Source organism: Microbacterium sp. Bi98 (genome assembly GCF_918698045.1).
GTDB lineage: Bacteria > Actinomycetota > Actinomycetes > Actinomycetales > Microbacteriaceae > Microbacterium.
Genome location: NZ_CAKKLK010000019.1, coordinates 1 through 11,588 on the forward strand (window position 1 = coordinate 1; position 11,588 = coordinate 11,588).

General features: G+C 67.1%; 14 protein-coding genes. 13 read left to right on the forward strand and 1 reads right to left on the reverse strand.

Features of this window, described 5'->3' with window-relative positions; translation table 11 throughout:
* Positions 1–282 precede the first annotated feature (282 nt).
* Both priA and LQZ85_RS17370 read left to right on the forward strand, forming a co-directional pair.
* Positions 283–1,029 carry a bifunctional 1-(5-phosphoribosyl)-5-((5-phosphoribosylamino)methylideneamino)imidazole-4-carboxamide isomerase/phosphoribosylanthranilate isomerase PriA gene (priA, locus tag LQZ85_RS17365; RefSeq protein WP_053096912.1) on the forward strand — a complete coding sequence of 249 codons (747 nt, stop codon included), beginning with the start codon at positions 283–285 and terminating at the stop codon, positions 1,027–1,029.
* Entirely contained in the window at positions 1,013–1,840 is an 828-nt protein-coding gene (locus LQZ85_RS17370) for an SseB family protein (protein WP_056280148.1), read from the forward strand. The genes priA and LQZ85_RS17370 overlap by 17 nt, the downstream gene beginning before the upstream one ends.
* A 48-nt stretch (positions 1,841–1,888) precedes the next feature.
* Here LQZ85_RS17370 and LQZ85_RS17375 read toward each other — a convergent pair whose 3' ends face one another.
* Positions 1,889–2,287 (reverse strand): DUF1844 domain-containing protein, encoded by a 399-nt coding sequence (locus LQZ85_RS17375; protein WP_053096908.1) that lies wholly within the window; start codon positions 2,285–2,287, stop codon positions 1,889–1,891.
* Positions 2,288–2,518: 231 nt separating this feature from the next.
* Here LQZ85_RS17375 and infC point away from each other — a divergent pair, with 231 nt between their 5' ends.
* The 11 genes from infC (at position 2,519) to LQZ85_RS17430 (ending at position 11,586) form a co-directional block, all read left to right on the forward strand.
* Complete coding sequence (gene infC / locus LQZ85_RS17380) at positions 2,519–3,169, forward strand: translation initiation factor IF-3 (protein WP_072591506.1); 651 nt, start codon at positions 2,519–2,521, stop codon at positions 3,167–3,169.
* Between the two features lie 72 nt (positions 3,170–3,241).
* Positions 3,242–3,436 (forward strand): 50S ribosomal protein L35, encoded by a 195-nt coding sequence (rpmI, locus tag LQZ85_RS17385; RefSeq protein ID WP_017828564.1) that lies wholly within the window; start codon positions 3,242–3,244, stop codon positions 3,434–3,436.
* 32 nt (positions 3,437–3,468) lie between these two features.
* Complete coding sequence (gene rplT, locus LQZ85_RS17390) at positions 3,469–3,855, forward strand: 50S ribosomal protein L20 (RefSeq protein WP_045252681.1); 387 nt, start codon at positions 3,469–3,471, stop codon at positions 3,853–3,855.
* 102 nt (positions 3,856–3,957) lie between these two features.
* Positions 3,958–4,770 (forward strand): RNA methyltransferase, encoded by an 813-nt coding sequence (locus LQZ85_RS17395; protein WP_056280340.1) that lies wholly within the window; start codon positions 3,958–3,960, stop codon positions 4,768–4,770.
* Between the two features lie 76 nt (positions 4,771–4,846).
* Positions 4,847–5,515 carry a response regulator transcription factor gene (locus LQZ85_RS17400; protein WP_053096904.1) on the forward strand — a complete coding sequence of 223 codons (669 nt, stop codon included), beginning with the start codon at positions 4,847–4,849 and terminating at the stop codon, positions 5,513–5,515.
* A 6-nt stretch (positions 5,516–5,521) separates the two neighbouring features.
* Entirely contained in the window at positions 5,522–6,898 is a 1,377-nt protein-coding gene (locus LQZ85_RS17405; RefSeq protein WP_056280153.1) for a HAMP domain-containing sensor histidine kinase, read from the forward strand.
* Positions 6,895–7,875: a TAXI family TRAP transporter solute-binding subunit gene (locus LQZ85_RS17410; RefSeq protein ID WP_056280156.1), complete on the forward strand. Its 981-nt coding sequence runs from the start codon at positions 6,895–6,897 to the stop codon at positions 7,873–7,875. The genes LQZ85_RS17405 and LQZ85_RS17410 overlap by 4 nt, the downstream gene beginning before the upstream one ends.
* Before the next feature lie 355 nt (positions 7,876–8,230).
* Positions 8,231–8,977 (forward strand): amino acid ABC transporter ATP-binding protein, encoded by a 747-nt coding sequence (locus LQZ85_RS17415; protein WP_053099175.1) that lies wholly within the window; start codon positions 8,231–8,233, stop codon positions 8,975–8,977.
* Positions 8,978–9,023: 46 nt separating this feature from the next.
* Positions 9,024–9,932 (forward strand): glutamate ABC transporter substrate-binding protein, encoded by a 909-nt coding sequence (locus tag LQZ85_RS17420; RefSeq protein WP_053096898.1) that lies wholly within the window; start codon positions 9,024–9,026, stop codon positions 9,930–9,932.
* A gap of 59 nt (positions 9,933–9,991) precedes the next feature.
* A complete protein-coding gene (locus tag LQZ85_RS17425; protein ID WP_053096897.1) occupies positions 9,992–10,648 on the forward strand; it encodes an amino acid ABC transporter permease in 657 nt (218 codons plus the stop codon).
* On the forward strand, positions 10,645–11,586 hold the full coding sequence (locus LQZ85_RS17430; protein WP_053096895.1) for an amino acid ABC transporter permease: 942 nt from the start codon (positions 10,645–10,647) through the stop codon (positions 11,584–11,586). Before LQZ85_RS17425 ends, LQZ85_RS17430 begins: the two co-directional genes overlap by 4 nt.
* Positions 11,587–11,588: the final 2 nt, after the last annotated feature.

Consider the following 11,588-nt stretch of genomic DNA (forward strand, 5'->3'; position numbering starts at 1 on the left):
GTGCGGGGCTGTGGGCTCCGCGTCGGGTCCAGCCGGCATCTGAGCGCGCTCATCCGGAGTCTCGGGAGGCAGCGCATTCCCGCGTCGCAGGGGTCCGCCTCCTCGCGCTTCCGCATCGCGCACCATGGAACATCTCCTCACACACCGAAACAGGGGCGTCATCGAGGCTACCGCGTGGCACGGGAGGTTCTCTGCTGTCATCGTTTTGGAGCGGGCCGATACGCGGGCTAGTGTCGATTCTCGTGCCGACGAATCGGTCTCTCCATCTCACCTGAGGACGTCATGAACGACTTCGCGCAGTCTCCCGCTCTCACCCTGCTTCCCGCCGTCGATGTCGCCGGGGGCAAGGCCGTCCGCCTCACTCAGGGTGAGGCCGGCACCGAGACCAGCTACGGCGACCCGCTCGACGCCGCGGGGGAGTGGGTCGCACAGGGGGCGAAGTGGATCCATCTCGTCGACCTCGATGCCGCTTTCGGACGCGGCAGCAACGCGCCGATCCTCCGCAAGGTCATCAAGCAGTTCAAGAACGTCAACGTCGAGCTGTCCGGCGGCATCCGTGACGACGCGACGCTCGAGGCGGCTCTCGAGAGCGGTGCGACCCGCATCAACCTCGGCACGGCCGCGCTGGAGAACCCCGAGTGGGCCGCCGACGTGATCAGCCGTTACGGCGAAGCGATCGCTGTCGGGCTCGACGTCCGCGGTACGACGCTGGCCGCTCGCGGGTGGACGAAGGAGGGCGGCGACCTCTGGGAGGTGCTCGAGCGCCTCGAGGATGCCGGCTGCAGCCGTTACGTCGTGACCGACGTCACCAAGGACGGGACCCTCAAGGGGCCGAACCTCGAGCTGTTGCGCGAGGTCACAGCCCGCACCCCGAAGCCCGTCGTGGCATCCGGAGGCATCTCGAACCTCGATGACATCGTGGCGCTCCGCGAACTGGTGCCGCTGGGCGTCGAAGGCGCCATCGTCGGCAAGGCACTCTACGCCGGCGCGTTCACGCTGGCTGAGGCGCTGGATGTCGCAGGGGACTGACGACGCCGGGGACCACGGTCCCCACGACCGTCATGGGTCGCACGAGCACCCGTCCAGCGATCGGGGCGACTCGGCCGGTGTGCCCTGGGAAGGCCGCAGCTTCCAGTCGAACCCTCATGCCGCCGACGACGGATCGGCCGACCCGGTTCTGCTCGACGCGCTGCTGCGTTTTCGGGCGGGCGACGGTGCTCAGACCGAGGTCGTCGACGCGTTCCGTTCGGCGCGGGTCCTGATCCCGCTCATCGCCGAGAAGGGCGAGGAGGGCGTGGCGCCGAGCGGTCTCGCTGTCGACAAGACTCAGGAGCTCTCGATCGTGACGGTCGCGGCTCCCGACGGCCGTCGCGTGCAGCCGGTGTTCTCGTCGGTCGAGGCGATGCAGCGCTGGGACGCGACGGCCCGTCCGATCCCGGTGGAAGCCGTGCGCGCCGCTCTCGCAGCGTCGGCGGAGGAGACGGATCTGATCGTTCTCGACCCGACGTCCGACACCGAGTTCGTCCTCCGTCGTCCCGCGGTGTGGGCAGTCGCGCAGGGTCATCGGTGGGAGCCGAGTTTCCTCTCGCCCGAGGTCTTGACTGCTCTGCAGGAGAGTGTCGCGCATGAACTCGCCGTGATCGACGTCGCCGTCGCGGCCGGAGACCCGGACGCCCGTCTGCGCGGACCAGAACTGATCGTCATCCTCGAGCTGGTCGACGGGCTCGAGCGCGAGTTGCTCGACGCCGTGCTCGCGCGCCTGGCGCAGCGGTGGGCGGCGGATGATCGTATCGCGGTGCTCGCCGACTCTCTCACCGTGAAGCTGCGTCGCTCGGCCTGACCGGCTCGGTGCTGCCACCGACCGGTCAGCCGCAGCGGCCGGCAGTCCCTAGTTGACCGGGCCTGTCCACTTCTCGCCCGGACCCTTGCCGATCGGGTCGGGAATGGTCGACGCCTCGCGGAACGCGAGCTGCAGCGAGCGCAGCCCGTCTCGGAGGGACCGCGCGTGCATGTCGCTGATCTCCGGTGCGCCGGCGGTGATCAGCCCGGCGAGGGCGTTGATGAGCTTGCGCGCCTCATCGAGGTCGAGCTGCTCCGCCGCGTGCGGGTCGTCGGCGAGGCCGAGCTTGACCGCCGCGGCACTCATGAGGTGGACGGCTGCGGTCGTGATGACCTCGACCGCCGGCACATCGGCGATGTCCCGCGTGGCGGAGGACGCCGCCTCCTCCTGCCGTGCCCAGCGCTCTTCGCGCTCGCGTGCAGCCTCATCCGATGCCTGGTTCGTCACTTCGCCTTGCCTTCTGTTAGACTTTGTCGGGCTCCGGAGCGTCATGCTCCGGTACGAAAGAGGATTCACTTCCCACCCGCGCTTGCCGTTCCAGGCTACCGGGTCTTGCACTCCACCGGATCGCGTCGTCAGACGGGGTCCGGCAGGCAGGGTGCGGAGCCGGCGTCTGAATGCCGGTGGGTGGGACGATTCTGATTTCGCCCGGGGTGCTGACAGCATCCTGGTGGCCGAATCCCATCGTCTAAGGAGCTACGCATCAGCGATCCCCGCACCAATGAGCGCATCCGCGTCCCCGAGGTCCGCCTCGTCGGTCCCGCGGGTGAGCAGATCGGCGTCGTCCGCATCGAGGCGGCGCTGCGCCTTGCGCAGGAAGCAGATCTCGACCTCGTCGAGGTCGCGCCCAACTCGAAGCCGCCCGTGGTCAAGATCATGGACTACGGCAAGTTCAAGTACGAAGCCGCCCAGAAGGAGAAGGAAGCTCGCCGCAACCAGGCGAACACCATCCTCAAAGAGGTCCGCTTCCGACTGAAGATCGAGGCGCACGACTACACGACGAAGCTCAAGCGCGCCGAGGGCTTCCTCAAGGCCGGCGACAAGGTGAAGGCCATGATCCTGTTCCGTGGTCGCGAGCAGTCGCGTCCCGAGCAGGGCGTCCGTCTCCTCCGCAAGTTCGCCGAGGATGTCGCCGAACTCGGAACCGTCGAGTCGAACCCGACCATCGACGGCCGCAACATGGTCATGATCGTGGCTCCGCTCAAGAGCAAGTCCGAGGCGAAGCAGGAGCAGAATGCGGTTCGCGACGCCCAGCGCGCAGCGAACAAGCAGGCCGCCCGCGAAGCCAAGACCGACGCCGACGAGCCGGCCGAGGCCGCAGCGGAGTAACTCCCGCCCCCAGACTCCCGCACCGCGGGTTGACACCGTCGCCTGAGAAGGCGCCATACGAAGGAAGAGAAGATGCCGAAGCAGAAGACCCACTCGGGTGCTAAGAAGCGCTTCAAGATCACCGGCAGCGGCAAGCTGAAGAAGCAGCAGGCCGGAATGCGCCACAACCTCGAGCACAAGTCGAGCCGTCGCACCCGCCGCCTCAACCAGGACCAGGTGCTGTCGAAGGCTGACACCAAGGTCGCGAAGAAGCTTCTCGGTCGCTGACGCGCCCGAACGCACGATAGGAACACAGGAAAATGGCAAGAGTCAAGCGGGCGGTAAACGCCCACAAGAAGCGTCGGGTCATCCTCGAGCGCGCCTCCGGCTACCGCGGTCAGCGTTCGCGCCTCTACCGCAAGGCCAAAGAGCAGGTCATCCACTCGCTGGTCTACTCGTACCGTGACCGTCGCAAGCGCAAGGGCGACTTCCGTCGTCTCTGGATCCAGCGCATCAACGCCGCTGCACGCCAGAACGGCATCACGTACAACCGCTTCATCCAGGGCCTCGGTCTCGCGGGTGTCACCGTCGACCGTCGCATGCTCGCCGACCTCGCGGTCAACGACGCAGCGACCTTCACGACGCTGGTCGAGACGGCGAAGAAGGCTCTGCCTTCCGACGTCAACGCTCCGAAGTCGGCTGCGTAAGCAGCTCTTCACCACAGAGGACGCTCTCCTTCGGGAGGGCGTCCTCTGTCGTTCGTCCGGCGTTTGCGCAGGAACGGTCCTGCCGTTCTCTAGACTGTGAACGTGCTGGAGAACCCCCGTTCGCCCCGAGTCCGTGCCGTCGCCAAGCTGACCAAGCGCAGCGCGCGCGCCGAGACAGGGCTCTACCTCCTCGAAGGTCCCCAGGCGGTTCGCGAGGCGCTGACCTACAGTCCTCAGGCGATCGTGGAGCTGTTCGCGACCCCGACCGGCTGGGAGAAGCATCCGGACATCCGCGCGAAGGCATCGGATGCCGGCATCGACGTGGAGTACGTCACGGAGTACGTGCTGAACGCGATGGCCGACACGGTCACTCCGCAGGGGCTGGTGGCCGTCGTCCGGCAGGCGCCCACGTCGGTGCGGGACATCTTCGCGGCATCCCCCCGTCTGGTGGCGATCTGCGAGGAGATCAGGGACCCGGGAAACCTCGGCACGATCATCAGGGCCGCCGATGCGGCGGGAGCCGACGCCGTCGTGCTGACGGGCCGCACGGTCGACCCCTACAACCCGAAGGTCGTGCGCGCCACGACAGGTTCGCTGTTCCATCTGCCCGTGTCCGTGGGCGCAGAGCTCTCGGATGTGGTCGAGAAGGCTCACGCCGCCGGACTCCGGATTCTGGCCGCGGACGTCAAGGGCGAGGATCTTCTTCATGCGCGGGCGGACGGAGTGCTCGCCGAGCCTACGGCGTGGCTGTTCGGCAATGAGGCGCGCGGTCTCGAGGACGAGGCGCTCGCGCAGGCCGACCAGGTGCTGAAGCTGCCGATCTTCGGCCGCGCCGAATCCTTGAACCTCGCCACGGCAGCGAGCGTCTGCCTGTACGAGAGCGCGTTCGCGCAGCGGGCGGCATCCTCGGCCTGATCTCCGGCGGACGAGCGGCCGCCCGTCCTGCTGGTAGGTTTGTCCCTGCTCGAGCGGAGAAGGGGACCCAGGGTCGATGCAGATTCTGATCGTGGAGGACGACGAGCGTGTCGCCGCTGCACTCGAGGCCTTCCTCGCGCGATCCGGGTACGCCACCGTGCGAGCCGCGGACGGAGCCTCCGCGCTGCAGGAATTGGGTGCGGACACCGAGGTGGTGCTCCTCGACCTCGGTCTGCCCGATGTCGACGGCATCGATCTCTGCCGTCGGATCCGCGCACGCTCCGAGGTGCCGATCGTGATCGTCACCGCACGCAACCAGGTCACGGAGCGCATCAGAGGGTTGCGTGCCGGCGCTGACGATTTCGTCGTCAAGCCCTACGACGTCCACGAGCTCCTCGCCCGGATCGAGGCGGTCACACGACGCTCTCGACCCGTGCGACCGGAATCCGAGGCGCGCGTACGTCTGCAGGATGGCGAGATCGAGATCGACCTCGTCGCCAGGCAGGTGATCATCGGACGCGCTCCGATCGAACTCACTCGCAAGGAATTCGACATCGTGGCGGTGCTCGCCCGGTACCCCGGCGTCGCCGTGCCGAAGGAGAGACTCATCCGCGAGGTCTGGAACACCGACTGGCGCGGCTTCGGGCACTCGCTCGAGGTGCACGTCGGCGCGATCCGCAAGAAGGCGGGTCAGCGGCATCTGATCGAGACCGTGCGCGGTGTCGGCTATCGGTTGGCCGGGTAGCGTTCGATGCGCAGACGTCTCGTCGTCGTCTTCCTGGTGCCGCTCGTCGCGATCCTGCTGTCGTTGGGCGGCGCCACGGCGTGGAGCGCGACCCGCAGCATCCAGCAGGCCTTCTACACCGAGCAGCTCGGTGACCTCGGGTATTTCGTGACCAGCGCGCGGCAGGCGCTGCGGTCGGGCAGCGCGACGGTGATCGATGCCGAGGTCGCCCGCTTCCACGAGGTGTACGGGATCGATGTGATCGTCTTCGATCTTTCCGGTGGGGTGTGGTCAGCGCGCGACGGCGGCGGCGAAGTCCTGTCAGAGGACGATGCCGCACGGGTCGGCCTCGCGCTCTCGGGGCGCCGCGCCGAGGCGCCCGAGCCGGTGTTCCCCTGGATCGCGGCAGAGTCCTCGCTCGTCGAGCCGGTCTTCGACGACGGCGACGTGATCGGCGCCGTGATGCTCTCCGCGGACGTCGAGGCGCCACGGACCCAGATCCTGCAGCAGATTCTTGTGCTGACGGTCGTGTCGATCGTCTCGATCGGACTCGGCGTGCTCCTCGTCTTCCAACTCGCCCGGTGGGTGCTCTCTCCGGTCCGACGTCTCGATGAGGCGATGATCGCGATCGAACGCGGCGAGATGGATGCGAGGGTCGCGGAGGACACGGGGCCTCCTGAGCTACGCCGGATGACGCGCGTGTTCAACGGCATGGCGGATGAGATCGAGCGCGTCATGACGCGTCAGCAGGAGTTCGCCCTGAACGCCTCGCACGAGCTCCGCAATCCCCTCAACGCGCTGCTGCTGCGTGTCGAGCACCTCTCGACCGGTCTCGGAGCCGACTGGAAGGACGACGTCGAGGAGACGAGGGAGGAAGGGCGCCGGATGGCTCGCATCCTCGAGACGCTCCTCGGACTCGCGCGCGGCGGACGCGCCGACACGACGATCTCAGCCGTCGATCTGACGACGCTCGCCACCCGCCGCGCAGACGCCTGGAGCGAGGTCGCGTCACAGCGACGCGTCCGGATGCTCTCGACAGGAGTGGGCCCGGTGATGAGCATCACCGACCGCACGATCGTCGAGAGCGCGCTCGACGCCGTCATCGACAATGCGGTGAAGTTCTCGCCCGCCGAGTCGGCCGTCGAGGTCGACGCGCACCGCAGCGGTGGACTCTGCGTGCTGACAGTCCGCGACCACGGCCCCGGCCTGACGCGAGAGCAGGCCGCGAACGCCGCCGACCGGTTCTGGCGCAGCGACGACAGCGGCGGGGTTCCGGGGTCAGGGCTCGGCCTCGCGATAGCGACCGACCTCTTGGAGTCGATCGGCGGCGAGCTGCGGGTCGATACGCCGGACGACGGCGGTCTGCTGGTGTCGCTGATGCTGCCGGACGGAGCTGAGGGATGAGCGGGCGGGCTAGCCGCCGCGCATGGTGGCGCAGAGGGGTGGCGACGGCACTCGTGCTGCTGCTCGCCGCCACGAGCAGCGCGTGCAGCGCTCGATCGACGGAGTGGAACGACTCTGCCTACGAGATCGCCGGCGGGGGAGCCAACGGGGTCTATTACGCCTACGGCGACGAACTCGCTCGGGAGCTGTCGGAGTCCTTGGGCATCCGCGTGTCGGCAGCCGAGACCGCCGGGTCCGTCGACAACCTCCTGCGGGTGAGCTCGGGGGAGGCCCTCCTCGGCTTCGCGCAAGGGGATGCCGCGGCCGACGCCGTCGCCGGAGCGGGAGCGTTCGACGAGCCCATGCCGGTGCAGGCTGTCGCTCGCCTGTACGACGAGTACCTCCACGTGGTCGTACGCGCGGATTCGGACATCGCCGCCCTCAGCGACCTTGCGGGCAGGACGGTGTCGCTCGGGGCCGAGAATTCCGGCGTCAATGTGATCGCGGCGCGAGCACTCGACGCCGCCGACGTCGACGTCGCGACGATCACGGATCCCCGGCTCGATCTCGGTGAGTCGATCAGCGCGCTCGAGAGATCCGAGATCGACGGATTCTTCTGGGTCGGCGGCATCCCGACACCGGGCATCGCGGAGCTCGCGACGACGACGCCCGTGCGGCTGGTGCCGATCGAGCAGACATGGGTCACGACGATCAACGCTCGATACTCCGATGCGTATCGGCCGTCCGACTTCCCCGTCGGGCTCTATGGACTCGACGAGTCCGCGCCCACGATGGCGGTGCCGAACTATCTGGTCACCTCGTCCGACACTCCGGACGGCGTCGTACGGGACGTCCTCACGAGCCTCTTCACGGTCCGCACCGATATCGCGCAGCGGGTTCCGGTCGCGTCCCTGCTCGACCGCAGGCAGGCGATCTTCACGGGGCCGGTCGACCTGCATCCGGGGGCCGTCGAGTACTACCGGGACCAGCGGGACTGAGGCCTCAAGAAATCCTCAAGAAGTCTCATTCCGGCATGTCACTCTGCCAATGTGGGGGTCGATCGCGCTCGATTCAACGGAGAATTCAGATGCCACAGAGTCCACGCCCCTCATTGAGGCGCGGACTCGGCCATTCTCCGGAGTCGTCCTGCGATCGGATCCGGTCGGAGGCTTGCTGCCACGTTCTACTCGGGGGAGGAACGGAGCAGCAGGGACGCCCCCACGGTCCGCGGGGGCGGACCGTGGGGCACTCCGGTTATCGGGCGGGATCGGCCCCATCGCGTGGTTACGAACGTGTAAATGTCGACGCATCACTGTGGAGCCACGTGAGCGACCTGGCTAGTTTGGAGAAATGATGACCACCGGTAAGCCCCTCGTCGTTGTCGACAACGTCCAGAAGCACTACGGCGACTTCCAGGCGCTCACGGATATCGACCTCACGGTGAACGCCGGCGAGGTCGTCGTGGTGATCGGTCCCTCAGGCTCGGGCAAGTCGACACTGTGTCGCACGATCAACCGCCTCGAGACGATCACGAGCGGCACGATCAGCATCGACGGCAAGGCGCTCCCCGCTGAGGGAAAGGGCCTCGCGCATCTGCGCGCAGACGTCGGCATGGTGTTCCAGTCGTTCAACCTCTTCGCGCACCTCACGATCCTCGAGAACGTGACGCTCGGCCCGATCAAGGTCCGCGGCATGAAGAAGGCCGATGCCGACAAGGAGGCGATGATGCTTCTCGAGCGCGTCGGCGTCGCCCAGCAGGCCTCGAAGCTTCCCGCACAGCTCTCCGGCGGACAGCAGCAGCGCGTCGCGATCGCCCGCGCTCTCGCCATGCAGCCCAAGGTCATGCTCTTCGACGAGCCGACCAGCGCGCTCGACCCCGAGATGATCAACGAGGTCCTCGACGTCATGGTGGAGCTCGCCCGTGACGGCATGACGATGATCGTCGTGACCCACGAGATGGGCTTCGCTCGCAAGGCCGCCAACCGGGTCGTGTTCATGGCCGACGGCAAGATCGTCGAGGAGGCGACGCCTGAGGAGTTCTTCACGAACCCGAAGAGCGACCGCGCCAAGGACTTCCTCTCCAAGCTCCTCACGCACTGACGAGCCTCACAGACCTTTGCACACACAGCACACGAAGGAGACGCACATGCGACGCACACGGACACTGGCAGGAATCGGGATCGCGACGGTTGCACTGTTCGCGCTGACGGCCTGCAACAGCGGCAGCCCGTCCAGCCCCGGCGCCGGAACCGGCGGCGAAGAGAGCGAGGACTCCACCTGGTTCGAGGTCGCTGACGACGTCCAGCTCGAGGGCAGCCCGACGTTCGACGCCATCCAGGAGCGCGACAAGGTGATCGTCGGCGTCAAGGAGGACCAGCCCGGGCTCGGCTACCTCGATGTCACGACCGGAGAGCGCACCGGCTTCGACGTCGACATCGCACGGTGGATCGCCGCATCCCTGGGCTACGACGAGGACAAGATCGAGTTCAAGCCGATCGCTTCGGCGAACCGCGAGCAGGCGATCACCAACGGTGACATCGACTACTACGTCGGCACCTACTCGATCAACGACAAGCGCAAGGAGCTCATCGACTTCGCGGGTCCCTACTTCATCACCGGTCAGGGACTCCTGGTCGCCGCCGACGCGGACGACGCCGAGGCTCTCGAGGACTTCAACGGCAAGACCGTCTGCTCGGCGACCGGCTCGACGCCGATCCAGAACATCAAGGCGAACTTCCCCGAGATCAAGACGCAGGAGTACGACCTGTACTCCGCCTGCGTCCAGGACCTCATCGACGGCAAGGTCGACGCCGTGACCACCGACCAGGCGATCCTGATCGGCTACGCGGCCCAGTACCCGGATGACGTCAAGGTGACCGGCGGCCTCTTCACCGAGGAGCGCTACGGTGTCGGCCTCACGAAGGGCGACGACGCGCTGCGCACGCACATCAACGAGCTCTTCACCGACGGTGGCGACATCTGGCAGGCGATCTTCGACGCGAACCTCGGTTCCAGCGGCATCGAGGTCGAACAGCCCGAGGTCGACGCTTACTGATCGACATGGGCGGCCCCCTCAGGGGGGCCGCCCATTCACTCTGAAGAAGGGAGGGTGGCGTGGACGTCATCTTCGGCAACCTCGACCTGTGGGGACAGGCGATCAGCAACACGCTGATCGTGTTCTTCGCGGGCGGGATCATCGCACTGATCCTGGGTCTGATCGTCGGGGCCATGCGTGTCTCCCCGGTGCCCATCGCCCGCGGCGTCGGCACGGTGTACGTGAACACCGTGCGCAACACCCCGCTCACCCTCGTGTTCTTCTTCTTCATCTTCGGGTACCCGCAACTCGGGTTGCCCGAACTGTCGAACCTCGTGCTCGGCATCCTCGCCATCGGCATCTACACGGCGACCTATGTGGCCGAGGTCCTGAGGGCGGGTATCAACACGGTGCCCGTCGGTCAGGCCGAGGCCGCGCGGGCCATCGGACTTCCCTTCGGACAGGTGATGGGTCTCGTGATCCTGCCGCAGGCGTTCCGCTCGGTCGTCCCGCCGATGATGAGCGTCTTCATCGCGCTCCTGAAGAACACGACCGTCGCAGCCGGGTTCTCGGTCGCCGAGCTCGCGGCTCTCCGGTCGACCATCAACGATTCGGCCGACCGTCCGGGCAACCCGATGGAGGTCCTCCTCTGGGTCGCCGTCGTGTTCGTCGCCCTGGTGCTGCTGTTGAGCTGGCTGCAGCGATATCTCGAGAACCGTTGGAGGATCGCGCGATGAGCTCTGTACTGTACGACGTCCCCGGACCCCGGGCGATCGCCCGCAACCGGATCATCGCGGTCGCCACCGTCGTCCTCGTCCTGGCCGCCATCGGCTTCATCGTGCTCCGCATGGTGGAGACAGGCCAGTTCTCGGCGGAGAAGTGGTACGTGTTCACGTTCTCCAACGTGTGGATGGGTATCTTCAAGGCCCTGGGCAACACGCTCGCAGCCTTCGCGCTCGCCGCCGTCCTCAGCGTCGTCCTCGGCTTCGTGCTGGCCATCGGGCGGCTCTCCGAGCACGCGTGGGTGCGGATCCCCGTGACAGCCGTCACCGAGCTCTTCCGTGCCGTTCCAGTGCTGGTGTTCATGATGCTGCTCTACTACGGGCTCCCCGTGGTCGGAATCAAGATGGATCCCTACTGGGCCGTCGTGATCGCACTGATGGCCTACAACGGCTCCGTGCTCGCCGAGGTGCTGAGGGCCGGCATCGAGTCCCTGCCTCGCGGGCAGAAAGAAGCGGGCTACGCGATCGGGCTCCGCAAGAGCGGCGTGATGCGTCTCATCCTCCTGCCGCAGGCGATCCGGGCGATGCTCCCGGTGATCGTCGCGCAGCTGGTCGTCACGATGAAGGACACCGCTCTGGGCTTCATCATCACCTACCCCGAGCTGCTGTACTACGCGAAGCAGCTGACGTCGCAGCAGGGTCGCCCGATCCTGCAGTCGGCCTTCGTCATCGGCGGCATCTACATCGTCATGTGCCTCATCCTGTCGGGCATCGCGAAGTGGGTCGAGATCCAGACCCGTCGCTCGCCGAAGGTGAAGGCGATCCACGCGGCAGAGGATCCCCGCCAGCACGGCGACGGCACCGACACCGAGCTCATCACGCTGCAGCGCGGGGGCAGCGGCTTCGGCGGCACCGGTGGTGTAGGCGGGCTGGACAGCTCCGATCCGAAGTGATG

Bases quoted from the DNA above. Each gene is read 5' to 3' on its own strand.
- priA (WP_053096912.1), top strand. From the start codon at position 283: ATGAACGACTTCGCGCAGTCTCCCGCTCTCACCCTGCTTCCCGCCGTC.
- LQZ85_RS17370 (WP_056280148.1), top strand. From the start codon at position 1,013: ATGTCGCAGGGGACTGACGACGCCGGGGACCACGGTCCCCACGACCGT.
- rpmI (WP_017828564.1), top strand. From the start codon at position 3,242: ATGCCGAAGCAGAAGACCCACTCGGGTGCTAAGAAGCGCTTCAAGATC.
- rplT (WP_045252681.1), top strand. From the start codon at position 3,469: ATGGCAAGAGTCAAGCGGGCGGTAAACGCCCACAAGAAGCGTCGGGTC.
- LQZ85_RS17400 (WP_053096904.1), top strand. From the start codon at position 4,847: ATGCAGATTCTGATCGTGGAGGACGACGAGCGTGTCGCCGCTGCACTC.
- LQZ85_RS17405 (WP_056280153.1), top strand. From the start codon at position 5,522: ATGCGCAGACGTCTCGTCGTCGTCTTCCTGGTGCCGCTCGTCGCGATC.
- LQZ85_RS17410 (WP_056280156.1), top strand. From the start codon at position 6,895: ATGAGCGGGCGGGCTAGCCGCCGCGCATGGTGGCGCAGAGGGGTGGCG.
- LQZ85_RS17415 (WP_053099175.1), top strand. From the start codon at position 8,231: ATGACCACCGGTAAGCCCCTCGTCGTTGTCGACAACGTCCAGAAGCAC.
- LQZ85_RS17420 (WP_053096898.1), top strand. From the start codon at position 9,024: ATGCGACGCACACGGACACTGGCAGGAATCGGGATCGCGACGGTTGCA.
- LQZ85_RS17430 (WP_053096895.1), top strand. From the start codon at position 10,645: ATGAGCTCTGTACTGTACGACGTCCCCGGACCCCGGGCGATCGCCCGC.